Origin of the sequence: Mycobacterium sp. SMC-14 (assembly GCF_046250075.1) — a bacterium.
Lineage (GTDB): Bacteria > Actinomycetota > Actinomycetes > Mycobacteriales > Mycobacteriaceae > Mycobacterium.
In genome coordinates this window covers 2,555,979-2,578,405 of sequence record NZ_CP176429.1, presented here as the reverse complement: position 1 = coordinate 2,578,405, position 22,427 = coordinate 2,555,979, and the positions used below count along the sequence as shown (strand labels likewise).

Genomic DNA, 22,427 nt, shown 5'->3' with positions numbered 1-22,427 from the left:
CCCGGCTCAACCAGCCCAACTCTGGCTCAACGCACCACCCGGTTACGCATCGCGTTGAACATGCCGCGCACCGCATTCTCGGTCGCCGCCAGCGGGGACATGGCCGTCTCGCCGACTTCGACCAGGTAGTCGATCCGGTTGACGATGGCCTCCACCGGCTCGATCAGCGTGACCAGGCGACGGGCCAGATCATCCAGGCCCGCCATGGTCTCCTCAAGATGGTCCAGACCGCCGCCGAGGCGTTCGATGGTGGAGTTGAGATTCGCCAATGAGCTGTTGAGTTCATTCATGGTGTTACCCAGCCCGCCGAGCACATCCTCGAGTTGCCCGACCGTCACGTCGGCGTTCAGCGCCGCCTGAGCCAAGGTCTTGAGCCGCTTGCGTTCCGTGCCGGTACCCGAGTTTCTGTCTGCCATAGCGCTCATTATGACGTGGCGGGCAACCGCGCGGCCGCCGCCTCGTCGAGCAGCCACACCGTCTGCTCGCGCCCGGTCGCACCGGCGGCGGGCACCGCGACCGGGTCGGCGCCGGCGACAGCGGCGGCGACCGCCTCGGCCTTGGACTCCCCGGCCACCACCAGCCACACCTCCCGGGAGCGCCGGATCGCGGGCAGTGTCAGGGTGATTCGGCGCGGGGGAGGCTTGGGCGAATCGGGCACCCCGACCACCAGTCGGGTGGTCTCCTGGACCGCCGCGGTGTCGGGAAACAGCGAGTTGATGTGGCCCTCGGCACCCATGCCCAGCAGGTGCACGTCGAAATCGGGCGCGGGCTGGCCCGGTTCGGCGTTGGCCGCCAGTACTTCCTGGTAGCCCTGCGCGGCGGCGTCGAGGTCGTCGCCGTATTCACCGTCGCTGGCCGGCATGGCGTGCACATTGGCGGCCGGGATCTCGATGCGGCCCAACAGCACTTCGCGTGCCTGCTTGTCGTTGCGGTCGGCGTCGGAGGCCGGAACGAAGCGGTCGTCACCGAAGAACAGATGCACCTTTGTCCAGTCGATCCGCGCGGCATGCTCGCCGAGGCGATGCAGCAGCGCGATGCCGTTGCCGCCGCCGGTCAGCACCACCAAGGCCCGCCCCCGGGCGGCGATGGCCGACTCGACGGCGTCGGCCAGCCGATCACCGGCGGCGGCGACCAGTGCGTCGGCGTCGGGATAGGTCGCAACGATCACAGGTACTCCACTTCTTCCAGGCCCGTCAGCGCGGCGCCGTATATGACGTCGGGATCCAGGCGGCGCAGATCTTCCGCCAGGCACTCCGCGGTCACCCGGCGAGGCAGCGGCACCAGGCCCGCGGGCTTCCCCGTGCGGCTCAAGGTGGCGGTGACCCCCTCCTGCGGCCGGCTCAGCGCCACGGTCTCACTGTCGCGCGTCAGTTCGATCTTCAGTTCGCCGACCGCGCGTCGCACCGGGCCGTCGATGCGACTGGCCAGCCATCCGGCCAGGATGTCCAGGGCCGGCTCGGTGGCCAGCCCGGAGACCACCGCCGAGCGAATCGGCTCGTACGGCGGCTGATCGAGCGCGGAGGCGAGCAGGGCCCGCCAATAGGTGATGCGACTCCATGACAGGTCGGTGTCGCCGGCGGTGTAGCCGTCGCGGCGACTGTTGATCGCTGCCCGCGGATCGGGGGCATTGGTGGCGTCGGTGATCCGCCGCAACGCCAGCGCCCCCAGCGGGTCGGTGGCCGGTGCCGCCGGTGCGACGTCGGGCCACCACGCGACCACCGGGATGTCGGGCAGCAAGAAGGGTACGACGACGGCGTCGGCGTGTCCGGCCAGCGGGCCGTACAGCCGGAGTACCACCACCTCACTGGCGCCGGCGTCGCCGAACATCCGCACTTCGGCATCCAATCGGGACTCACCGGCATCGGGGTCTCCGCTGACCACCGCGATCACCCGGCTCGGGTGTTCCTGGCTGGCGATGTTGGCCGCCGCGATGGATTCATCGAGCAGGGCATCAGTTTCCAATGCGATGATCAGCGTCAGCACCCGGCCCGTGGTCGCCGCACCGACCTGCTCACGGATCGCGTTGAGCTTCTTGTTGATCGCGGTGGTGGTGGTGTTCGGCAGCTCGATGATCACGTCAGGGCCTCCGCCATTCCCGGCCGGAACGCTCCAGCATCTCGAACGCCGACTGCGGCCCCCAACTCCCGGCCACATACGGTTCGGGCTTGCCGTGCTCGGCCCAGTTCTCCAGCACCGGATCGAGTATCTCCCAAGACAATTCGACCTCGGCGTTGACCGGGAACAACGACGGCTCACCCAACAGCACGTCCAAGATCAGACGCTCGTAGGCCTCCGGCGAATCCTCGGAGAAGGTCGATCCGTAGGAGAAGTCCATGTTGACGTCGCGGACCTCCATCAGGTGCCCGGGCACCTTGGACCCGAACCGCAGCGTGATTCCCTCGTCGGGCTGCACCCGGATCACCAGCGCGTTCTTGCCCAGTTCGTCGGTCATGGTGTCGTCGAACGGCAGGTGCGGTGCGCGCTTGAACACCAGCGCGATCTCGGTGACCCGCCGCCCCAGGCGCTTGCCGGTGCGCAGGTAGAACGGCACGCCGGCCCAACGCCTCGTGTCGACCTCCAGGGTGATCGCCGCAAAGGTCTCGGTCCGCGAATCGTGGGCGAACCCCTCCTCGTCGAGCAGGCCCACGACGTGCTCGCCGCCCTGCCACCCGGCGGCATACTGGCCGCGGGAGGTGGTCTCATCCAGTGGCTGCGCCAGCCGGGTCGCCGAGAGCACCTTGATCTTCTCGGCCTGCAGTTCGGCGGGGGAGAAGTTCACCGGCTCCTCCATCGCGGTGAGCGCCAGCAACTGCAGCAGATGGTTCTGGATCACGTCCCGGGCCGCGCCGATGCCGTCGTAGTAGCCGGCTCGCCCGCCCAAGCCGATGTCTTCGGCCATGGTGATCTGCACATGGTCGACGTAGTGGGCGTTCCAGATCGGGTCGAACAGCTGGTTGGCGAAGCGCAGCGCCAGGATGTTCTGGACCGTCTCCTTGCCCAGGTAGTGGTCGATCCGGAACACCGACTCCTCGGGGAACACGCTGTTGACCACGCCGTTGAGTTCGACCGCACTGGTCAGGTCGTGACCGAACGGCTTCTCGATCACCACCCGGCTCCACCGGCCATCGCGCGGCCGGGCCAGTCCGGTGGAGTGCAGCTTCTCGCAGACCACCGGGAAAGCGCCGGGCGGGATCGACAGGTAGAAGGCGTGATTGCCGCCGGTGCCGCGCTCGGCGTCGAGGTCCTCGAGGGTCTTTGCCAACCGGGCGAAAGCCTCGTCGTCATCGAATGTGCCGGTGACGAAACGGAATCCGGACGCCAGCCGGTCCCACACCACCTGACGGAACGGGGTCCGGGCGTGCTCTTTGACGGCCTGGTAGACCACGTCGGCGAAGTCCTCGTCCGCCCAGTCCCGGCGGGCGAACCCGACCAGCGCAAAGGTCGCCGGCAGCAACCCGCGGTTGGCCAGGTCGTAGATGGCCGGCATGAGCTTGCGCCGGGCCAGGTCGCCGGTGACCCCGAAAATCACCACGCCGCAGGGGCCGGCGATGCGGGGCAGGCGTTTGTCTCGCTTGTCTCGCAGCGGGTTCTGCCACCCCGAGGGGGTGTTTCGCGCTGCCCCGGCGCTGGCCATCAGATCACTTGGCCTCTTCGAGCTGTGTTGCCGTGGCGTCCAGCAGTTCGCCCCAGGACGCCTCGAACTTCTCGACGCCCTCGTTCTCCAGCACCACGAACACGTCGGTCAGGTCGATGCCCACCGCGGCGAGTTGGTCGAAGACCTGCTGGGATGCCGACGCGGTTCCGGCTATGGTGTCGCCGGTGATGTCCCCGTGGTCGGCGACGGCGTCCAGCGTCGGTTCGGGCATGGTGTTGACGGTGTGCGCCGCAACCAGTTCGGTGACGTACAGGGTGTCCGGATAGTCCGGGTTCTTGACCCCGGTGGACGCCCACAACGGGCGCTGTACCCGGGCACCGTCGGCCGCCAGGGCGGCGAAGCGCTGGCCGCCGAAGACCTCTTCGTAGGCGGCGTAGGCCAGCCGGGCGTTGGCGAGACCGGCCTTGCCGCGCAGCGCCAGGGCCTCTCCCGAGCCGATCTTCTCCAGCCGGGCATCGATCTCGGTGTCCACCCGGGACACGAAGAACGACGCCACCGAGTGGATCTTGGCCAGGTCATGCCCGGCGGCCTTGGCGGCCTGTAGGCCGGCCAGGTAGGCGTCCATCACCTCGCGGTGCCGCTCGACGGAGAAGATCAGCGTGACGTTGACCGAAATCCCTTCGGCCAGTACCGCCGTGATGGCCGGCAGGCCCGCCTTGGTGGCCGGAATCTTGATGAACAGGTTCGGCCGGTCGACGATCTTCCACAGTTCGACGGCCTGGGCCACGGTCTTGTCGGTGTCATGAGCCAGACGCGGATCGACCTCGATCGATACCCGCCCGTCCACGCCGTCGGTAGCCTCCCACGCCGCAGCGAGCACGTCGCAGGCGTTGCGGACGTCGTCGGTGGTGACGGTGCGGATCACCGCGTCCACGTCGGCGCCGCGAGCGGCCAGCTCGGCCAGCTGCTTGTCGTAGGCATGGCCCTTCTCCAGCGCCTTCTGGAAGATGGTCGGGTTGGTGGTCACCCCGACCACGCTGCGGGTGGCAACGAGCTCGGCCAGGTTGCCCGACGTCAGCCGGTCGCGGGACAAGTCATCAAGCCACACCGACACGCCAGCGGCGCTCAGAGCGGCAAGCTTCGGGTTCTGAGTCATGTTGCGCTCCTTCTCAATCGGATTCGATTGACGTCAGTTTTCCAGGGTTCTCGTCGCTGCGGCGACGACGGCCTCCGCGGTCAGACCGAACTCACGGAACAGCGTTTGGTAGTCGGCGGATTCGCCGTAGCGCTCGATCGACACGATCTCGCCGGTGTCGCCGACGATCTTGTGCCAGCACTGTGCGATACCGGCTTCAACCGCCACCCGAGCGGACACCGACGGCGGCAACACCGCGTCGCGGTAGTCGGCCGGCTGCGATTCGAACCACTCCAGACACGTCATCGACACCACGCGGGCGTTGATGTCCTGGGCCGCCAAGAGTTTCTGCGCCTCGACCGCGAGCTGCACCTCCGAGCCGGTGGCGATCAGCACCACGTCGGGGTCGTCGGCACCGGCGGCGTCGAGGCCGCCCAGCACGTAGCCTCCGCGTGCGACGCCTTCGGCGTCGGTGCCCTCGAGGATCGGCACATTCTGCCGGGTCAGGATCAGTCCGACCGGCCCGCTGCTGGCCCCGCGGGCCAGTACGGTGCGCCACGCGTAGGCCGTCTCGTTGGCGTCCGCCGGGCGTACCACCGACAGCCGGGGGATGGCCCGCAATGCCGCCAAGTGCTCGATCGGCTGGTGCGTCGGACCGTCTTCGCCGAGCCCGATCGAGTCGTGCGTCCACACGTAGATCGGGTCGATGTCCATCAGCGCCGCCAAACGCACCGCGGGCCGCATGTAGTCGGAGAACTGCAGGAACGTGCCGCCGTAGGCGCGGGTGGGCCCGTGCAGCACGATCCCGGACAGGATCGAGCCCATCGCGTGCTCACGGATGCCGAAGTGCAGGGTGCGGCCGTAGGGGTCGGCGGTGTACTCGCCGGTGGAGATCGACGCCGGTCCGAACGACTTCACGCCGTCCATCGTCGTGTTGTTGCTGCCCGCCAGATCGGCTGAGCCGCCCCACAATTCGGGAAGCTTCGCGCCCACCGCGTTGAGCACCTTGCCGGAAGCGGCGCGCGTGGCAACGGCCTTGGATCCGGGCTCCCAGTGCGGCAGCTCGGCGTCCCAGCCGTCGGGCAGTTCACCGGCGAGCAGGCGGTCCAGCAGCGCCTTGCGTTCCGGCTCGCGGGCTGCCCACGATTCGAACTGCGCCTGCCAGTCGGCGTGGGCCTGCTTGCCGCGCGCCACCAGCCCGCGGGTGTGGGTGATCACGTCTTCGCGGACGTCGAATGCCTTGTCCGGGTCGAACCCGAGCGCGGTCTTGGTGGCGGCCACCTCGTCGCCGCCGAGCGCCGAGCCATGGATGGCACCGGTGTTCATCTTGCCCGGGGACGGGTAGCCGATGATCGTGCGCAGCGAGATGAACGACGGCTTGTCGGTGACGGCCTTCGCCGCCGCGATCGCCTCCTCGATGCCGGACACGTTCTCGCCGCCCTCGACCTCCTGGACGTGCCAGCCGTAGGACCGGTAGCGGGCCGCGGTGTCCTCGCAGAGTGCGATCGCGGTGTCGTCCTCGATGGAGATCTTGTTGTGGTCGTAGAACACGATGAGGTTGCCCAGCTGCTGAACGCCGGCCAGCGAGGAGGCCTCACTGGTGACGCCCTCCTGGATGTCGCCGTCGGAGGCGATCACGTAGACGAAGTGGTCGAACGGGCTCTCGCCAGGCGCGGTGTCGGGGTCGAACAGCCCGCGCTCGTATCGTGCGGCCATCGCCATGCCGACCGCCGAGGCCAGGCCCTGACCGAGCGGGCCGGTGGTGATCTCCACACCCTTGGTGTGGCGGAACTCCGGATGGCCCGGGGTCTTGGAACCCCAGGTGCGCAGTGCCTCGATGTCGGCCAGCTCCAGTCCGAAACCGCCCAGGTAGAGCTGGATGTACAGGGTCAGGCTGGAGTGTCCACAGGACAGCACGAACCGGTCGCGGCCCAGCCATTCGGTGTCGGAGGGGTCGTGGCGCATCACCCGCTGAAACAGCGTGTAGGCCAGTGGCGCCAAGCTCATCGCGGTTCCCGGGTGGCCGTTGCCGACCTTCTGCACCGCGTCAGCCGCCAGCACCCGGGCGGTGTCGACTGCGGTGGAGTCGATCTCGGCCCAGTCTGCGGGGTGGTGCGGTTGGGTAAGAGCGGAGATCTCTGCAGCAGTGGTCACGAACGTCGGGTCCTCATCTTCGAGATAGGTCTTCAAAACAAGCCGGGCTGATTCTCACCCTAATGCGGGCATGTGCAGTGTTGCAGGTCCGGTCGCCGTGTGGATTCGCCGTGAATTGACCCTGCGATTCGGACGACCTGGCCAGGCGGTCTACCATCGTCCGTAGTAGAAGCTGCCGTCGCAGCTGCCATCCTAGGAGTCTTCACGTGAGTATTCGCGAGCGCGCCCAGCCGCGCCGAATACGCGCTGTGCGCAACACGTTGTTGGCGTACCTGTCGCTGACCAAGCCGCGGATCATCGAGTTGCTGCTGGTCACGACCATTCCGGCGATGCTGTTGGCCGACCGCGGCACGGTGAATCCGTTGTTGATCTTCAACACGCTGATCGGCGGGATGCTGGCCGCCGCCAGCGCCAACGCGCTGAACTGCGTGGTCGACGCCGACATCGACAAGGTGATGAAGCGCACCGCGCGCCGTCCGCTGGCTCGCGACGCAGTGCCGACCCGCAACGCCCTGTTGTTCAGCCTGGCACTCGGTGCCGGCTCGTTCATGTGGCTGTGGCGTACCACGAACTTGATTTCGGGCCTGCTGGCCACGGCCACCATCGCGTTTTACGTGCTGATCTACTCGATGATGCTCAAGCGACGTACCTCCCAGAACGTGGTCTGGGGCGGGGCGGCCGGCTGCATGCCGGTGGTGATCGGCTGGTCCGCGGTCACCGGCACCGTCGGCTGGCCCGCGCTGGTGATGTTCTTGGTGATCTTCTTCTGGACGCCGCCGCACACCTGGGCGCTCGCGATGCGCTACAAGGAGGACTACGCGGCGGCGGGGGTGCCCATGCTGCCGGTGGTCGCCAGCGAGCACGTGGTCACCCACCGGATCGTCGTCTACACCTGGGCGACAGTGTTGGCGACGTTGGCGCTGGTACCCGCCGCAGGCTGGCTGTATGCGGCGGTGGCCGTCCTGGCCGGCGCGTGGTTCCTGGCTATGGCCCACCAGCTGTACGCGGGCGTACGTCGCGGTGAGCCGGTCAAGCCGCTGCGGCTTTTCCTGCAGTCGAACAACTACCTCGCGCTGGTCTTCTGCGCGTTGGCGGTGGACTCGGTCATCGGCCTGCCCACGCTGTTCTAGAACCCTCGCTCCATTCGAAGCGGGTTTCCCGGCCCGCACCGAACGCCGCGCTGATCCGCATCCGCATCCGCTCCGGCATCTCGGGCAGCGCGGTGCGCAAATACCAGCGCGCGTCGGTGCTCTCGTCGTCGGCGGCGTAGGGCTCACCCGCTAGCCACCGCATCACGAAGACGTGGTCGAGGTACTGCGCCTGGTCGCCGTTGACATGCGTGACGGGCGGGGTGGCGTGCACCCAGGCCAGTCGCTCGGGCGCCGCCGTGACACCGGTCTCCTCGGCGACCTCACGCACGGCGGCGTCAGCCGGCTCTTCGCCGGGGTCGACGATCCCGGTCACCGGCGCCCAGATGCCATTGTCGGCGCGTTCGACCAGCAGCACCTCGTCGCCGCGGATAACCACTGCCGTCACGCCGATCAGCCACAGCGGGGAGTGGCCGACGTGCGCCCGGAGATCGACGATGAATTGCGGAATCGGCATGTGATCGATGGTGCCAGCCGGCTCGGTTGATCTCACAGCATTAGCGCAGGTAACGCGAGGGTGGCACACCTTGTGCCGGGCCGGCAGCGGGTATTCAATCGACGATAATGACAATCATATTCAACAAGTGGGCGGGCGCCCGGCCGTGACAGCCGCGCTGCCGGTGTGGATGGCATCTCCGCCCGAGGTGCACTCTGCGTTGCTGAGCGCCGGAGCGGGGCCCGGCCCCCTGCTGGCCGCCGCTTCCGCGTGGTCGGCACTGGGAGTCCAGTACACCGACGCCGCTGAGGACCTGCTGGCGCTGCTGGGGTCCGTGCAGGCCGGGGCGTGGCAAGGTCCGAGCGCGCAGGCCTATGTGGCGGCTCACTCGCCCTACCTGGCGTGGCTGACTCAGGCGGGCGCCGACAGTGTGGCGGCCGCAACCCAATACGAGACGGCCGCCGGGGCGTACGTCAGCGCGTTGGGCGCCATGCCGACGTTGCCGGAACTGGCCGCCAATCACGCCACCCACGGCGTACTGGTGGCGACGAACTTCTTTGGGATCAACACCATTCCGATTGCGCTCAATGAGGCCGACTATGTGCGGATGTGGGTGCAGGCCGCGGCGACGATGGCGACGTATCAAGCGGTCAGTGGTGCGGCGGTGGCTTCGGTGCCGCACACTCCGGCGGCGCCCCCGATCCTCAAGGTCGATGCGCAACCCGCCGATGACGACGAGGGCACCGACCCCACCGTCAACGATCCGCTGGATCAGCTGATCGCCAAGATTCTGCAGACCGCCAGCAACGGGCAGATCAATTGGGATCCCGCTCACGCGATGATGAACGGCATTCCCTATGACGAGTACGTCGATCCCAATCAGCCGATGTTCTGGCTGGTGCGGGCCCTCGAGCTGTTCGAGGACTTTCAGCAGCTCGGCGTGAATTTCCAGCAGAATCCCGCACTGGCGTTCCAGTACCTTGTCCAGCTCGCCGAGTTCGACTGGCCGACGCACCTCGCCGAGATCGGTTCCTGGCTGGCCCAGTCGCCCCAGTTGTTCGCCGCCGCGGTCGGCATGCTGGTCGCCCCGGTGGGCGCGGTGGGAGGTTTCGCCGGGCTGGCCGGATTGGCCGGCCTTCCGCAGCCGATTGCGCCGCTGCCGCCCGGCGCCGCTCCCGATGCCTTTGCCGGGGTCGGATCGGCCTCAGCGGGAGCGTCCGCACCGGCGATGCCGACCGCGCCGGCCCCGGCGCCGACTCCAGCGCCGGCCCCCGCGACGGCGGGTGTCAGCGGCCCCGCGCCGGCGCCGCCGCCCGCGCCGCCAGGTGCCACGCCGTTCTTCCCGCCGTATCTGCTCGGCCCGCCCGGTACCGGTACCGGCTCCGGCATGCCCGTCGGCGCGGGAGCGTCGCGCAAGGCCTCCGAGCCGCGCGGTTCGGAGGCTGCCGCTGCGGCAACCGCGGCCGAGCGCGACCAACAGCGGGCCCGACGTCGCCGGCGCGCCAAGCTGCGCCGGCCCGACGACGCCGTCATGGACCTCAACGTCGAGGTGATACCGGATTGGGCTGATCCGGCCGACCCGAGCGTGACAGCATCGTCTCGCGGATTGACCGGATTCGCCGGGACGCTGGCTCGCGACCACACACGCGCCGGGGGACTGGCGGTGTCGTCCGGCGGCACCTTCGACGACACGCCGCGCATGCCCTTGCTTCCGGGCGGCTGGCGGGACGAAAAAGGGTAGGAGTTCGGGTACCCGAAACTATGGATTCGCTAGAGTGAATTCTCGTGTTCGGGCCTATGTGGATGGCGTCTCCGCCTGAGGTGCATGCGACGCTGCTCAGTTCCGGTCCCGGTCCCGGCCCCCTGCTCGCTGCCGCCGGCGCATGGTCGTCACTGAGCACGGCATACGCCACAGCGGCGCAGGAACTGACCGCACTGCTGGCATCGGTTGCGGCGGGATTGTGGCGCGGTGTCGCCGGTGAGCAGTATCAGGCGGCGCATCTGCCGTATCTGGCGTGGCTATCTCGGGCCGGTGCCGACAGTGCCCGGATGGCGGCCGAGCATGAACAGACGGCGGCGGCCTATACGGCCGCGCTGGCGGCGATGCCCACGTTGCCGGAGTTGGCCGCCAACCACGCCACCCACGGGGTGTTGGTGGCGACGAATTTCTTTGGGATCAACACCATTCCCATCGCGCTCAACGAGGCCGACTACTTCCGGATGTGGGTGCAGGCCGCCACCACGATGGCGACCTATCAGGGGGTCAGCGAAGCCCTGGTCGCGTCGAGCCCTCGGGCCGCCGCGGCGGCTCCGATTCAGAACCCGGCCGAAGACTCATCACCGCCCCCATCGTGGCAGAATCCGTTGCAAGGACTCCTGGATTTTCTCGAGCCGATTCTGAAGGCCCTGGGCATCCAAGACGGTGTGACCGCGCATGATCCGATGGTCTCCAACGCCTTGACCACGGCCGTCTCGAATTTTCTGCAGAACTTCGGGATCAATTGGAATCCCGCCGCCGGCACCCTCAACGGTCAGGTCTACGACTTCTACGTCAACGCCGCGGACCCGATGTGGTACATGGCCAGATCCCTGGAGCTGTTCGAGGATTTCCTTTACATCAGCCAGGACCCCAGCCAGATCATTCCGGCGCTGCAGTACTTCGCGGCGCTGGCGCTCTTCGACTGGCCGACCCACATCGCCCAGTTGGCGACGACGATCAGTCAGTCTCCGGCGCTGTTCGTCGCCGCCGCGGGTGCCGTGGTCGCTCCCGCCGGCACTCTGGGCGGCCTTGCCGGTCTGGCCGGGCTGGGTCTGCCGGCGCCCGGTCCGGCTGCGGCCCCGACGCCACCGATGCACGTCGCCGACGTCTCGGGCGTCGCGGTGGGCCCGACTGTGGCGACGCCGCCGGCCGGCCCGCCTGCCGGACCGCCGGCGTCCGCCCCGGCCGGTGCGAGCCCACCGGCTCCGGCACCCGCGCCACCGGCGCCCGTGCCCGCGAACGCGCCGCTGATGCCCTACCTGATCGGTGGCGGGCCTGGCGTCGATTCCGGCTCGGGTCTCGGCGCACACGTCGGGGCCCCGGCCGCTGCCAGCAGGAAGTCGCCCACCCCGTCCGCCGCTTCAGCTGAGGCGGAAGAGGCCGCTCGCCGGTCCAAGCGCCTGCGCCGACGCAAGACCAGGCCGGGCCACGACGACGCGGTGATGGATCTGACGGTCGGCGTCTGCCCGGATTGGGGGCCGACACCGGCTTCGGATCACGGAGCCGGTGAGCTGGGACGCGCCGGGGCGGCACGCACCGACCTATCCGCGCCGACCGGGCTGATCCGGTTGGCGGGTGCCGAGTTCGCCGACGGTCCGCGGGAGCCGATGTTGCCCGAGACCTGGGGTGCGGGTTAGTAGGCGTCGAGCACGATCGAGCCCACCGTCTGGCGGCCCTGCAAGTCGCGGTGGGCTTGGGCCGCCTCGGCCAGCGGATAGTTCCGACTCACCGTCACCGTGATCGTGCGGTTGGCGATAGCCTCGAACAGTTCGCCCGCACGCCAGGTGAATTCCGGTGCGGTACGGGTGAAGTGGGCCAGGTTGGGACGTGTCAGGTAGACCGAGCCCGCGGCATTGAGTCGCTGCGGGTCGACTGGTGGCACTGGGCCGCTGGCCGCGCCGAACAGCGCCAGGGTGCCCCGGACAGCGAGACTGGCCAGGCTGGCGTCGAACGTCGACGCACCCACCCCGTCGTACACCGCCACGACCCCGCCGTCGGTCAACTCCCGGACCCGGGCGCCGAAGGCCGCGGCGTCTTCAGGCGCCGAGCCGGGATAGTCGAGCACCTCCACGGCGCCGGCTTGCCGCGACAACTCGGCCTTGGACGGATTCGACACCGTGGTGATCACCCGGGCACCGAGCGCGGTGGCCCATTGCGTCAGGATCAGTCCGACCCCGCCGGCACCGGCGTGCAACAACACGGTGTCGCCGGACTGAACGGGATACACCGACTTGATCAGGTAGTGCGCCGTCAAGCCCTTGAGCAGCGCGGCAGCGGCCACCCCGGCCTCAACGCCGTCGGGAATAGGTGCCGTCAAAGATGCTGGCGCCGTGCAGTATTGGGCGTAGGCGCCGGTCGCGGCCGCCGTCACCACGCGATCGCCCACGGCCAGTGCGGTCACACCCGCGCCGACCTCGGCGACCGTGCCCGCGGCCTCACTGCCGACCACGAACGGTAGCGCGGCGGGGTAGATCCCGGAGCGGAAATACGTGTCGATGTAGTTGACCCCGACGGCCTCGACGCGGATCAGCACCTCACCGGAGGCGGGGGAGGGCTGCGGTCTGTCGACAAGGTTCAAAACTTCGGGGCCGCCGGTCGCGGCCACTTCCACGGCGTACATGGTGACTATCATCTCCGAATATGAGGTCTGCATGAAGCTGGCCCGGCCCGACATCTTCCACCCGCGCGTCGTGCTGGCGGTCGATCCGCGGCGCGGCCACCACCGCGGCGGGAAGGCGACCGATGACGCCGATGACGACGCCGGCCTGGTCGCGGCGCTGCGTCATCGTGGGCTGCACGCCCGCCAATTGCCCTGGGACGATCCGGAGACACTGGAAGCGGACCTGGTGATTCTTCGCACGGCCGGCGGCGACCCGGTCCGGCACGCCGAATTCACGAAATGGACGACGCGGGTCGCCCATCTGCTGAACCCGCCCGAAGCGGTGGCATGGAACGCCGACGGGCGCTACCTGGCCGACCTGCAGTGCGACGGGGTGCCGACGTTGGTGGGACGGCCACCGGCCGAGGTCAGCACGCTGGTGTTCTTCGGCGCCGGCCGATCGCACGCATTCGGTGCTGAAGGTTCCGATCCCGACTTCGAACTGTGGGACGTCGGACGTGCCGCCCTGCGTTCGGCGGCCGAACGCTTGAGCATCCGGATCGAAGAGCTGCTCTACGCGCGCGCCGACGTAACCGGAACCGGCGCCGATGCGCGCCTGGTCAGCTTGGATCTGATTGCGCCGCAACTGGGTCTCAGCGAACTCGACGCCGACGAACGAGACCGGGCGCAGCGCCGCTTCGCCGTCGAGGTCACCGCGGCGCTAGAGCGACTCGGGTTGGGTCCGCTGGCGCAGCGACGCCCATAGTGCCGCGGTCGCGCCGGTGACCAGCACCGCACCCGCCACGTGCAGGGTGACCAGCACGGCGGGAACGCCGGTGAAGTACTGGACGACCCCGATCAGCCCCTGAGCCAAGGTCAGGACGGTCACCACTGCCAGCCGGCGGATCACCGGCTTGGCCGCCTGTACCGCAGCCAACCCGAAGGCCAAGCCCACCAGCAGTCCAAGGAATCCGATCAGCAGCGACTCGTGCAGATGGGCGAGTGTGGCGACCTCCACCTTGAGGCGGGCCACCGTGCGGGTCGCGCTCTTGTCGCCGGCGTGCGGTCCGGCGGCGGTCACCAGGGTTCCGGTCACCAGTACCGCGGCCAGCGTGACGGCACACAGCGCGGTCAGCCCGCGTAACGGCGTCGGGACCCGGTAGGTCACCACCGCCGACTCGTCGTCGGTCTGGCGGACCTTCGCGTAGAACTGCACCGCCAGCCACACCATCAGCATGGAGACCAGCAGGTGCACGGCCACCGTCCACCACGCCAGCCCGGTGCGTACGGTGATCCCGCCGATCACCGCCTGCAACACCGTGGAGCCGGGCATCAGCCAGGCATAGACCAGGACTTCAGTACGCCGCCGGGCCCGAATCACCGCCAGCACGGCCAGCGCCGCCGTGATCACGACGGCGAAGGTGACCATGCGGTTGCCGAACTCGATGGCCTGATGAATCCGCGGAACTTCCGAGACGGCAACCGGAACGTAGCTGCCCGGGAAGCACTGCGGCCACGTCGGGCAGCCCAATCCGGACGCGGTGACCCGCACGATCGCGCCGGTGACCGAGATGAATCCCTGGGTGAATACGACCGCGGCAGCCAGCCATCGCTGGGTCCGCAGGCCCGGTTCGGGCAGCAGGTCCACCAAGCGCATCAGGAACCGTCCCACGGGCCTGATCGTAGAGGATCGGTAACTACATTCCGTAGTAGGTCAGCTGAACCGGAACCACCGCACCGCACCGACGGCGGCCAACACACCCCACACCGCCACCACCGCGATACCGAACCAATCAATCGAGACGCTCAGCGCTTGCGCCAGCGCCTCGGTGAGCGCCCCCGAAGGGGTCAGCTGGGCGAGCCAGCGGACCGTGCCGGGTACCAGGTCGGTCTCCACCGTCAGCGCGGAGAATCCACCGAACACGAACCACATCAGGTTGGCTCCGGCCAGCACGATCTCGGCGCGCAGGCTGCCGCCGAGCAGCAGACCCAACGCCGCGAAACAGGCGGTCCCCAGCGCGATGACCACCGCACCCAGGCCGAGGCCGGCCAGTGTCGGCCGCCAGCCCAGCGCTGCGCCGATCGCCCCGAGCAGCACGGACTGCAGCAGAACGACCGTGGCGACCGACAGAGATTTGCCGGCGATGACACCCCAGACCGGGAGAGCCGTGGCGCCCAGCCGTTTCAGCGCCCCGTAGCGCCGGTCGAACGCCACGGCGATCGCCTGGCCGGTGAACGCGGTGGCGATCACCGCCAGCGACATGATCACCGGAAGCACGGTGGTAGCGCGTTCGGCGTGGCCCTCACCGAACGGTCCCAGCGGTAGCACCGTCAGGCCGATCAACAGGGTGATCGGAATGAACATCGTCAGCAGCAGCTGCTCGCCGTTGCGCAGCAGCAGGGTCAGCTCCAACCGGTACTGCGCGGCCAGCATCGCCGGCACGCTGGCCGGACGAGGGTCGGGGGTGAAGGTGCCGGGCGCGAAGACTTGTTGGTTGCTCATGCGCGTAGCTCCCGTCCGGTCAGCTCCAAGAACACGTCCTCCAGGCTGCGCTGCTCGACCCGCAGTGCGGTGGCCAGCACATCCAGGCGCGCGCACCAGGCGGTCACGGTTGCCAGCACCTGGGGGTCCACCGTTCCCTCGACGAGGTATTCGCCGGGCATTACCTCGCTGGCCCGATAGCCCTCCGGCAACGCCATGATCAGCAACGACAGATCCAGTCGCGGCGGTGCGGTGAACCGCAGCTGCCCCTGGGCTCCGCTACGGGTCAACTCCGTCGGGGTGCCGGCTGCGACCACCGCGCCGTGGTCGATGATCAACAGTCGGTCGGCCAGCTCTTCGGCCTCACGTAGGTGGTGGGTGGTGAGCACCACGGTCACGCCGTCGCGCCGCAACGCGTCGATCAGCTCCCACACCAGCAAGCGGGCGTGGGCGTCCATGCCCGCGGTCGGCTCGTCAAGGAACACCAGCTCGGGCCGGCCGACCAGGGCACAGGCCAAGGCGAGCCGCTGCTGCTGCCCGCCGGAAAGCCGCCGATAGGTGGTGCGCGCCGCGTCGGTCAGGCCCAGGGTGTCCAGCAGCCACTGCGGGTCCAGCGGGTTGGCCGAATACGACGCCACCAGCTTGAGCATCTCCCCGGCACGTGCGGCCGGGTAGCCGCCGCCGCCCTGCAGCATCACCCCGATGCGCTCCCGAAGCCGGTCATTGTCGGCGACCGGGTCCAAGCCGAGCACTTCGATGGTTCCGGAGTCCGGGCGGACGAAGCCCTCGCACATCTCGACCGTGGTCGTCTTCCCGGCGCCGTTGGGGCCGAGGAGGGCGAACACTTCGGCGGTCTGGACGTCGAAATCGAGGCCGGCGACCGCTTCGACCGCAGACGGACCGGTCCCGTAACGCTTACGCACCCCGCGCAAGCGCACCGCGACAGCTGAGTTCACGGAGAATCAGCGTAAGCGTCGGTGGCAGCGGCCGGCCGCGGGGTGGGCTCCTCGGCCGGTGCACCGCCCGTCGGGTGGTCAGCTTCAGCCGGCAACTCGCGCCACGGCAGCCGTCGATAGGTCAGCAGGAACAGCCCCGCCACCACGACGGCGCTCGCCAGGGTGGCGTCCACGATCTGGAACAGGGCAAAACGGTCGCCGTTGGCCGTCGGGCCGAAGATGCCCACCACCAGCGTCACCGCGATCACCGCGACCCGGAACTGCGGTCGGGTGGCCCAGGCGGCGAGCGGGATGATCGCCCACAGCAGGTACCACGGCTGGACCACCGGAAACAGCAGGACCGTGATGCCCAGCGCAACTCCGAGACCGCCGACCGGATGCAGCCGCCCGTTGAACACCACCAGCAGCAGCCACACCACCAGCACCGCGATGATCAGGACACCGATGGCACGCGTCAGCGACAGCACCGCGGTGGTGTGATCACCCAGACCCAGCAGGATCCCGACCTGGCCGGTGCCCAGAGCGATCAGCGTCGGAGGCGACATCCAGCTGCGCACCACGTTGGCCGTGCCCAGGGTGAAGACCCACCCGAAGCCCAGCCCGCTGGCCCACCCGATCAAGCCCGTCACCGCCGCAGCCAGAGCGGCCATGCCCGTGCCGGCCAGCAGAAACGCCCTCACATCGCCGCCCCAGCGCCAGCCCAGCGCCATGGCGACGAAACCGAGTGCCAACAGTGATGGCAGTTTGACCTGCGACGACAGCGTGATCAGCACGGCGCCGGTGAGCAGCTCGGCCAGCGGTGCCCAGTCGTCCCGGCTGGGGCGACGGCGCAGATCCGGCCATAGCGGTTTGGCCGCGGTGATCCCGCGCAACGCGAACTCCGTGCCGGTCAGCATGAGTCCGAGCATCAGCGCCTCGTTGTGGATGCCGGCGACCAGATGCATCAGCAGTAGCGGGTTGGCCGCACCGAGCCACAGGGCGCTGACCTCGGCGACCCCGCAGCGCGCTGCCAGGCGCGGCACCGCCCACACGATCAATCCGACCCCGAGCAGCACCACCACTCGGTGACACAGCACCGCGGTGACGATGTTCTCGCCGGTCAACGCCGAGATTCCGCGGCCGATCCACAAGAACAGCGGCCCGTAAGGAGCCGGCGTCTCCCGCCACAGGCTGGGCACCGACAGGGTGAAGACATGGTCGAGGCCCAGGGCCGGGGCCGGGCCCACCCGGTAGGGGTCCAAGCCCAGCCGGGAGATCTGGCTCTGCGCCAGGTAGGAGTAGACGTCTTTGCTGTACATCGGCGGGGCGACCAGCAGCGGCAGCATCCACAGCAGCAGGGTGCGGTCGAGTTGGCTGCGCGACATCCGTCGCTTGCCCAGCGCAAAGCGCCCCAGCATCAGCCAGGCCAGCGCCATCATCACCGCGCCGGTGGTGGTCATGGTCAGTGCCACCGTGGCCAGCCGCGACGGCAGATTCAGCAGCCGGACCCCGAAGGTCGGGTCTTGCACCACCGGGCGCGCACCCGCGCCGAGCGCACCGATGGCCATCAGCACCGTGCCGGTCGCACCGAACAGCCGGGTGCGCCGCAATGCGACCAGCTCAGCGGCGTTGAGCGGGGAGCCGACAGTGCGCTCATCGCCGTGCAGGTGCGCGATCGACGTGCTCAGCGAATGCCGGCGGAGGGCCATCCCAGCAGCGTAACGGCCGCTAGTTTTGCGGCCGGCGCACGCGCAGTGTGATCAGCGCAACGGCCGATCCGGGCTGAACTGAGGTAACCCTTTCTAGACCGTGCCCTGGAATTGCGTCACACTGGTGTTGTGAAAATCGAGGCCTCCGAAATGGGGGAGGTGAACGCCGCAACCGAAGCCGCCGGGCAGCGCCCCGTCGGTGCGGTTATGGCGGACGCCCAGCCGGCGGCCGACGTCGCCGGTGGCCACGACACCCGTCACGCGGTGGTACGCCTGCTGATGGAATCCGGATCGATCACCGCAGGGGAGATCGGCGCCCGGCTGGGCCTGTCGGCCGCCGGGGTGCGCCGCCACCTTGACGCCCTGATCGAGATGGGTGACGCCGAGGCACATGCGGCGGCATCCTGGCAGCAGGTGGGGCGCGGGCGGCCGGCGAAGCGGTTCCAGCTCACCGAGGCCGGCCGCGGCAAGCTCGGCCACCGGTATGACGACCTCGCGGTGGCCGCTATGCGTCAGCTGCGCGAGATCGGCGGCGAGGACGCGGTGGTCGACTTCGCGCGACAGCGCATCGACACCATCTTGGCCAAGGTCGCGGCCGTCGCCGCCGGCAGTGACGCCGATGACGACGGCGACCTGGAGGCCACCGCGCAGCGCATCGCCGGCGCGCTGACGGAGGCCGGTTACGCCGCCACCACCGCGCGGGTGGACGGTGGCGTACCGGGCGTCCAGATACTGCAGCACCACTGCCCGGTGGCCAACGTCGCCAAGGAGTTCCCGGAGTTGTGCCGGGCCGAGCGGCAGGCGATGGCCGAGGTGCTGGGCACCCACGTGCAGCGGTTGGCGACCATCGCCGACGGCGGCTACGTCTGCACCACTCATGTGCCGCTGACCAACCGAAGCGCCAAGGCCGCAAAGGCCGGGAAGACCGGCGCCGCCGCGACCAGCAAAAAACAGCACTAGCAGCACCGAACGACCTTCGGCCCACACCCTGCGCCGAAGCCATCACGAGCACAAGGAGCGTCACCATGACACTCACACCGGAGGCCACCGCAGCAACCGCGGAGCCGGCCACCCAGGAAGAGACGATCGCTTCGCTGGGCAGCTACGAATACGGTTGGGCCGACGCCGATGTCGCGGGCGCGGCCGCCCGGCGCGGAATCTCCGAGGACGTCGTGCGCGACATCTCGGCGAAGAAGAACGAGCCGGAGTGGATGCTCAAGGCCCGGCTGCGTGCCTACCGGACGTTCATGAAGAAGCCGATGCCCATCTGGGGCTCGGACTTGTCCGGCATCGACTTCGACAACATCAAGTACTTCGTGCGCTCCACCGAGAAGCAGGCTCAGACCTGGGACGACCTGCCCGACGACATCCGTAACACCTACGACCGCCTGGGCATCCCGGAGGCCGAAAAGCAGCGTTACATCGGTGGCGTCGCCGCCCAGTATGAATCCGAGGTCGTCTACCACAAGATCCGTGAAGACCTTGAGGCACAAGGGGTCATCTTCCTTGACACCGACACCGCGCTCAAGGAGCACGAGGAGCTGTTCCGCGAGTATTTCGGCACGGTGATCCCGGCCGGAGACAACAAGTTCTCCGCGCTCAACACGGCGGTGTGGAGCGGGGGATCGTTCATCTACGTGCCCAAGGGCGTGCACGTCGACATCCCGCTGCAGGCCTACTTCCGGATCAACACCGAGAACATGGGCCAGTTCGAGCGCACGCTGATGATCATCGACGAAGACGCCTATGTGCACTACATCGAGGGCTGCACCGCGCCGGTGTACACCTCGGACTCGCTGCATTCCGCGGTGGTGGAGATCGTCGTCAAGCCGGGCGGCCGCTGCCGCTACACCACCATCCAGAACTGGTCGGTCAACGTCTACAACCTGGTCACCAAGCGGGCCCGGGCCGAGGCCGGCGCCACCATGGAGTGGGTCGACGGCAACATCGGTTCCAAGGTCACCATGAAGTACCCGGCGGTCTGGATGACCGGCGAACACGCCAAGGGCGAGGTGCTCTCGGTGGCGTTCGCCGGCGAGGACCAGCACCAGGACACCGGTGCCAAGATGCTGCACCTGGCGCCTAACACGTCGTCCAACATCGTCTCCAAGTCGGTGGCGCGTGGCGGCGGTCGGTCCTCGTACCGCGGGCTGGTGGAGATCCACAAGGGTGCTCACGGAGCCAAGTCGAGCGTGAAATGCGATGCGCTGCTGGTCGACAATGTCAGCCGCAGCGACACCTACCCCTACGTCGACATCCGTGAGGATGACGTCACCGTCGGCCACGAGGCCACCGTGTCGAAGGTCAGCGAGAACCAGCTGTTCTACCTGATGAGTCGCGGCCTGACCGAGGACGAGGCGATGGCGATGGTGGTACGCGGCTTCGTCGAGCCGATCGCCAAGGAACTGCCGATGGAGTATGCGCTGGAACTCAACAAGCTGATCCAGCTGCAGATGGAAGGCTCGGTGGGCTAGGTGACAAGCTCCATTGCCGGTACCAACCTGACCCAGGCGGCCGAAGGCTTCCACAAGGGGATGCAGTTCACCTCGTTCGACGTCGAGGCGTTCGAGGTGCCGCACGGTCGCGACGAGGTCTGGCGCTTCACCCCGCTGCGCCGGCTGCGCGGCCTGCACGACGGCTCCGCGGTCGCTGATGCGGTCGCCGCCATCGAGGTCCTCGGCTCGGATGCCGTGCGGATCGAGACGGTCGCGCGCGGTGACGACCGGCTGGGTGCCGCGGGTGTGCCCGCGGACCGCATTGCGGCCCAGGCCTTCTCGGCGTTTCGTGAGGCGACGGTGGTCACCGTGCCCAAGGAAGTGAGCGTCGAGGAGCCCATCGGGATCACTGTCACCGGACCGGGTGCGGGGGCCACGGCCTACGGCCACCTGCAGCTGCGTGCCGAGGAACTGTCGCGGGCGACCGTCGTGATCGACGTGCGGGGCAGCGGAACCTACGCCGACAACGTCGAATTCGTGGTCGGCGACGGCGCGCAGCTGACTGTGGTCTGGATCGCCGACGCCGCCTCGGACCTGGTGCACGTCACCATGCACCACGCGGCGCTGGGCAAGGACGCGGTGCTGCGCCACAGTGCCGTGCAGCTGGGTGGCGAATTGGTACGCCTGACCGGGCGGGTCCGGTTCGACGGCCCGGGTGGCGACGCTGAAATGCTCGGCCTGTACTTCGCCGACGACGGCCAGCACCTCGAATCGCGGCTGTTGGTCGACCACGCCCAGCCCAACTGCCGGTCGAACGTGCTCTATAAGGGCGCGCTGCAGGGCGACCCGGGTTCGGCGCTGCCGGACGCGCACACCGTCTGGGTCGGCGACGTGCTGATCCGCGCAACCGGCGTCGGCACCGACACCTTCGAGGTGAACCGCAACCTGGTCCTGGCCGACGGCGCCCGGGCGGACTCGATTCCCAACCTGGAGATCGAGACCGGTGAGATCGTTCAGGCCGGACATGCCAGTGCGACTGGACGGTTCGACGATCTCCAGTTGTTCTACCTGCAGGCGCGCGGCATCCCCGAAGAGCAGGCCCGGCGCCTGATCGTGCGCGGATTCTTCGGCGAGATCATCGCCAAGATTCCCGTTGCGGCCGTGCAGGAGCGCCTCACCGAGGCCGTCGAGCGTGAACTCGCGGTCACCGAGAACCGATAAAACCGAACGCATCACCTAAGGACACGAATCAGCAATGAGCACACTGGAAATCAAGGGCCTGCATGTGAGTGTGTCGCCCGCCGGCGACGACGGCACGGCCGACATCCCGATTCTGCACGGTGTCGACCTGACGGTGAACTCCGGTGAGACACATGCCCTGATGGGCCCGAACGGGTCCGGCAAGTCCACGCTGTCCTACGCGATCGCCGGGCACCCCAAATACACCGTGACGTCCGGGTCGATCACCCTGGACGGCGAAGACGTGCTGGCGATGAGCATCGACGAGCGTGCGCGCGCGGGCCTGTTCCTGGCCATGCAATACCCGGTCGAGGTGCCGGGGGTGTCGATGTCGAACTTCCTGCGTACCGCGGTGACTGCCGTGCGCGGTGAGGCGCCGAAACTGCGGGCGTGGATCAAGGAACAACGTGCGGCGTTCGCCGACTTGGGCATTGACTCCGGATTCGCAGAACGCAACGTCAACGAGGGCTTCTCCGGCGGGGAGAAGAAGCGCCACGAGATTTTGCAGCTGAGCCTGCTCAAGCCGAAGATCGCCGTCCTCGACGAGACCGACTCCGGCCTGGATGTGGACGCACTGCGGGTGGTCAGCGAAGGGGTGAATCGCTATCAGGAGGCCGAGAACGGCGGCGTGCTGGTGATCACCCACTACACCCGCATCCTGCGCTACATCCAGCCGCAGTTCGTGCACGTCTTCGCCGGTGGGCGGATCGTCGAGTCGGGCGGGCCGGAGCTGGCCGACGAGCTGGAGGAGAACGGCTACGAGCGCTTCACCGCCGAGGCGGCAGTGGCGGAGGCCTAGAA

The 22,427-nt window shown here is 68.4% G+C and carries 20 protein-coding genes; 8 read left to right on the top strand and 12 right to left on the bottom strand.

The annotated features are described in order from the left end of the window. Positions 1–26: 26 nt before the first annotated feature. The 6 genes from ACKY0W_RS11995 to tkt are packed head-to-tail and all read right to left on the bottom strand — an operon-like array spanning position 27 to position 6,884. Positions 27–425: an ATPase gene (locus ACKY0W_RS11995; protein WP_406781446.1), complete on the bottom strand. Its 399-nt coding sequence runs from the start codon at positions 423–425 to the stop codon at positions 27–29. Further along, complete coding sequence (gene pgl / locus ACKY0W_RS11990; RefSeq protein ID WP_409434239.1) at positions 425–1,168, bottom strand: 6-phosphogluconolactonase; 744 nt, start codon at positions 1,166–1,168, stop codon at positions 425–427. The genes ACKY0W_RS11995 and pgl overlap by 1 nt, the downstream gene beginning before the upstream one ends. Continuing rightward, positions 1,165–2,076 carry a glucose-6-phosphate dehydrogenase assembly protein OpcA gene (opcA, locus tag ACKY0W_RS11985; protein WP_409434238.1) on the bottom strand — a complete coding sequence of 304 codons (912 nt, stop codon included), beginning with the start codon at positions 2,074–2,076 and terminating at the stop codon, positions 1,165–1,167. Before opcA ends, pgl begins: the two co-directional genes overlap by 4 nt. Before the next feature lies 1 nt (position 2,077). Continuing rightward, positions 2,078–3,634, bottom strand: a complete 1,557-nt coding sequence (gene zwf / locus ACKY0W_RS11980; protein WP_409434237.1) for a glucose-6-phosphate dehydrogenase — start codon at positions 3,632–3,634, stop codon at positions 2,078–2,080. A gap of 4 nt (positions 3,635–3,638) precedes the next feature. Then, positions 3,639–4,751, bottom strand: coding sequence for a transaldolase (gene tal / locus ACKY0W_RS11975; protein WP_409434236.1), 1,113 nt, complete (start codon positions 4,749–4,751; stop codon positions 3,639–3,641). A gap of 33 nt (positions 4,752–4,784) precedes the next feature. Then, positions 4,785–6,884 carry a transketolase gene (tkt, locus tag ACKY0W_RS11970; RefSeq protein ID WP_409434235.1) on the bottom strand — a complete coding sequence of 700 codons (2,100 nt, stop codon included), beginning with the start codon at positions 6,882–6,884 and terminating at the stop codon, positions 4,785–4,787. Positions 6,885–7,090: 206 nt separating this feature from the next. Between tkt and ACKY0W_RS11965 the strand changes: the two genes are divergently transcribed. After that, entirely contained in the window at positions 7,091–8,014 is a 924-nt protein-coding gene (locus ACKY0W_RS11965; RefSeq protein WP_409434234.1) for a heme o synthase, read from the top strand. On the opposite strand, the gene ACKY0W_RS11960 is transcribed toward ACKY0W_RS11965, so the two are convergent. Beyond that, complete coding sequence (locus ACKY0W_RS11960) at positions 7,989–8,489, bottom strand: NUDIX hydrolase (protein WP_409434233.1); 501 nt, start codon at positions 8,487–8,489, stop codon at positions 7,989–7,991. The two genes, ACKY0W_RS11965 and ACKY0W_RS11960, sit on opposite strands and share 26 nt — an antisense overlap. A gap of 169 nt (positions 8,490–8,658) precedes the next feature. Here ACKY0W_RS11960 and ACKY0W_RS11955 point away from each other — a divergent pair, with 169 nt between their 5' ends. Both ACKY0W_RS11955 and ACKY0W_RS11950 read left to right on the top strand, forming a co-directional pair. Beyond that, the gene (locus ACKY0W_RS11955) at positions 8,659–10,209 is read left to right on the top strand and encodes a PPE domain-containing protein (protein ID WP_409437757.1); all 1,551 of its coding nucleotides are present in this window, start codon (positions 8,659–8,661) and stop codon (positions 10,207–10,209) included. 62 nt (positions 10,210–10,271) lie between these two features. Next, positions 10,272–11,864 carry a PPE family protein gene (locus tag ACKY0W_RS11950; protein ID WP_409434232.1) on the top strand — a complete coding sequence of 531 codons (1,593 nt, stop codon included), beginning with the start codon at positions 10,272–10,274 and terminating at the stop codon, positions 11,862–11,864. On the opposite strand, the gene ACKY0W_RS11945 is transcribed toward ACKY0W_RS11950, so the two are convergent. After that, the gene (locus ACKY0W_RS11945) at positions 11,861–12,847 is read right to left on the bottom strand and encodes a quinone oxidoreductase family protein (protein WP_409437756.1); all 987 of its coding nucleotides are present in this window, start codon (positions 12,845–12,847) and stop codon (positions 11,861–11,863) included. The two genes, ACKY0W_RS11950 and ACKY0W_RS11945, sit on opposite strands and share 4 nt — an antisense overlap. A 31-nt stretch (positions 12,848–12,878) precedes the next feature. On the opposite strand from ACKY0W_RS11945, the gene ACKY0W_RS11940 reads away from it, so the two are divergent. Beyond that, complete coding sequence (locus tag ACKY0W_RS11940) at positions 12,879–13,592, top strand: hypothetical protein (RefSeq protein WP_409437755.1); 714 nt, start codon at positions 12,879–12,881, stop codon at positions 13,590–13,592. Here ACKY0W_RS11940 and ACKY0W_RS11935 read toward each other — a convergent pair. From ACKY0W_RS11935 to mptB, 4 genes are read right to left on the bottom strand one after another with little or no spacing between them, the layout of a single operon-like run. Then, positions 13,548–14,483 (bottom strand): COX15/CtaA family protein, encoded by a 936-nt coding sequence (locus ACKY0W_RS11935; RefSeq protein WP_409437754.1) that lies wholly within the window; start codon positions 14,481–14,483, stop codon positions 13,548–13,550. The two genes, ACKY0W_RS11940 and ACKY0W_RS11935, sit on opposite strands and share 45 nt — an antisense overlap. Positions 14,484–14,540: 57 nt before the next feature. Continuing rightward, entirely contained in the window at positions 14,541–15,329 is a 789-nt protein-coding gene (locus ACKY0W_RS11930) for an ABC transporter permease (protein ID WP_409434231.1), read from the bottom strand. Further along, a complete protein-coding gene (locus tag ACKY0W_RS11925) occupies positions 15,326–16,264 on the bottom strand; it encodes an ABC transporter ATP-binding protein (RefSeq protein ID WP_409434230.1) in 939 nt (312 codons plus the stop codon). Before ACKY0W_RS11925 ends, ACKY0W_RS11930 begins: the two co-directional genes overlap by 4 nt. Then, positions 16,261–17,952 carry a polyprenol phosphomannose-dependent alpha 1,6 mannosyltransferase MptB gene (gene mptB / locus ACKY0W_RS11920; RefSeq protein ID WP_409434229.1) on the bottom strand — a complete coding sequence of 564 codons (1,692 nt, stop codon included), beginning with the start codon at positions 17,950–17,952 and terminating at the stop codon, positions 16,261–16,263. Before mptB ends, ACKY0W_RS11925 begins: the two co-directional genes overlap by 4 nt. Before the next feature lie 207 nt (positions 17,953–18,159). Here mptB and ACKY0W_RS11915 point away from each other — a divergent pair, with 207 nt between their 5' ends. The 4 genes from ACKY0W_RS11915 (at position 18,160) to sufC (ending at position 22,425) form a co-directional block, all read left to right on the top strand. Then, complete coding sequence (locus ACKY0W_RS11915; RefSeq protein WP_409437753.1) at positions 18,160–18,912, top strand: helix-turn-helix transcriptional regulator; 753 nt, start codon at positions 18,160–18,162, stop codon at positions 18,910–18,912. A 65-nt stretch (positions 18,913–18,977) separates the two neighbouring features. Further along, positions 18,978–20,426 (top strand): Fe-S cluster assembly protein SufB, encoded by a 1,449-nt coding sequence (sufB, locus tag ACKY0W_RS11910; protein ID WP_409434228.1) that lies wholly within the window; start codon positions 18,978–18,980, stop codon positions 20,424–20,426. A 60-nt stretch (positions 20,427–20,486) separates the two neighbouring features. Then, positions 20,487–21,608 carry a Fe-S cluster assembly protein SufD gene (gene sufD / locus ACKY0W_RS11905; RefSeq protein ID WP_409437752.1) on the top strand — a complete coding sequence of 374 codons (1,122 nt, stop codon included), beginning with the start codon at positions 20,487–20,489 and terminating at the stop codon, positions 21,606–21,608. 34 nt (positions 21,609–21,642) lie between these two features. After that, positions 21,643–22,425, top strand: a complete 783-nt coding sequence (gene sufC, locus ACKY0W_RS11900) for a Fe-S cluster assembly ATPase SufC (RefSeq protein WP_406759340.1) — start codon at positions 21,643–21,645, stop codon at positions 22,423–22,425. Positions 22,426–22,427: the final 2 nt, after the last annotated feature.

Excerpts from the sequence above, each read along its gene's own strand:
- ACKY0W_RS11995 (WP_406781446.1), bottom strand. The coding sequence starts at position 425 with ATGAGCGCTATGGCAGACAGAAACTCGGGTACCGGCACGGAACGCAAG.
- zwf (WP_409434237.1), bottom strand. The coding sequence starts at position 3,634 with ATGGCCAGCGCCGGGGCAGCGCGAAACACCCCCTCGGGGTGGCAGAAC.
- tal (WP_409434236.1), bottom strand. The coding sequence starts at position 4,751 with ATGACTCAGAACCCGAAGCTTGCCGCTCTGAGCGCCGCTGGCGTGTCG.
- ACKY0W_RS11960 (WP_409434233.1), bottom strand. The coding sequence starts at position 8,489 with ATGCCGATTCCGCAATTCATCGTCGATCTCCGGGCGCACGTCGGCCAC.
- ACKY0W_RS11955 (WP_409437757.1), top strand. The coding sequence starts at position 8,659 with ATGGCATCTCCGCCCGAGGTGCACTCTGCGTTGCTGAGCGCCGGAGCG.
- ACKY0W_RS11950 (WP_409434232.1), top strand. The coding sequence starts at position 10,272 with ATGGCGTCTCCGCCTGAGGTGCATGCGACGCTGCTCAGTTCCGGTCCC.
- ACKY0W_RS11945 (WP_409437756.1), bottom strand. The coding sequence starts at position 12,847 with ATGTACGCCGTGGAAGTGGCCGCGACCGGCGGCCCCGAAGTTTTGAAC.
- ACKY0W_RS11940 (WP_409437755.1), top strand. The coding sequence starts at position 12,879 with ATGAAGCTGGCCCGGCCCGACATCTTCCACCCGCGCGTCGTGCTGGCG.
- ACKY0W_RS11935 (WP_409437754.1), bottom strand. The coding sequence starts at position 14,483 with ATGCGCTTGGTGGACCTGCTGCCCGAACCGGGCCTGCGGACCCAGCGA.
- ACKY0W_RS11930 (WP_409434231.1), bottom strand. The coding sequence starts at position 15,329 with ATGAGCAACCAACAAGTCTTCGCGCCCGGCACCTTCACCCCCGACCCT.
- mptB (WP_409434229.1), bottom strand. The coding sequence starts at position 17,952 with ATGGCCCTCCGCCGGCATTCGCTGAGCACGTCGATCGCGCACCTGCAC.
- ACKY0W_RS11915 (WP_409437753.1), top strand. The coding sequence starts at position 18,160 with ATGGCGGACGCCCAGCCGGCGGCCGACGTCGCCGGTGGCCACGACACC.
- sufB (WP_409434228.1), top strand. The coding sequence starts at position 18,978 with ATGACACTCACACCGGAGGCCACCGCAGCAACCGCGGAGCCGGCCACC.
- sufD (WP_409437752.1), top strand. The coding sequence starts at position 20,487 with ATGCAGTTCACCTCGTTCGACGTCGAGGCGTTCGAGGTGCCGCACGGT.
- sufC (WP_406759340.1), top strand. The coding sequence starts at position 21,643 with ATGAGCACACTGGAAATCAAGGGCCTGCATGTGAGTGTGTCGCCCGCC.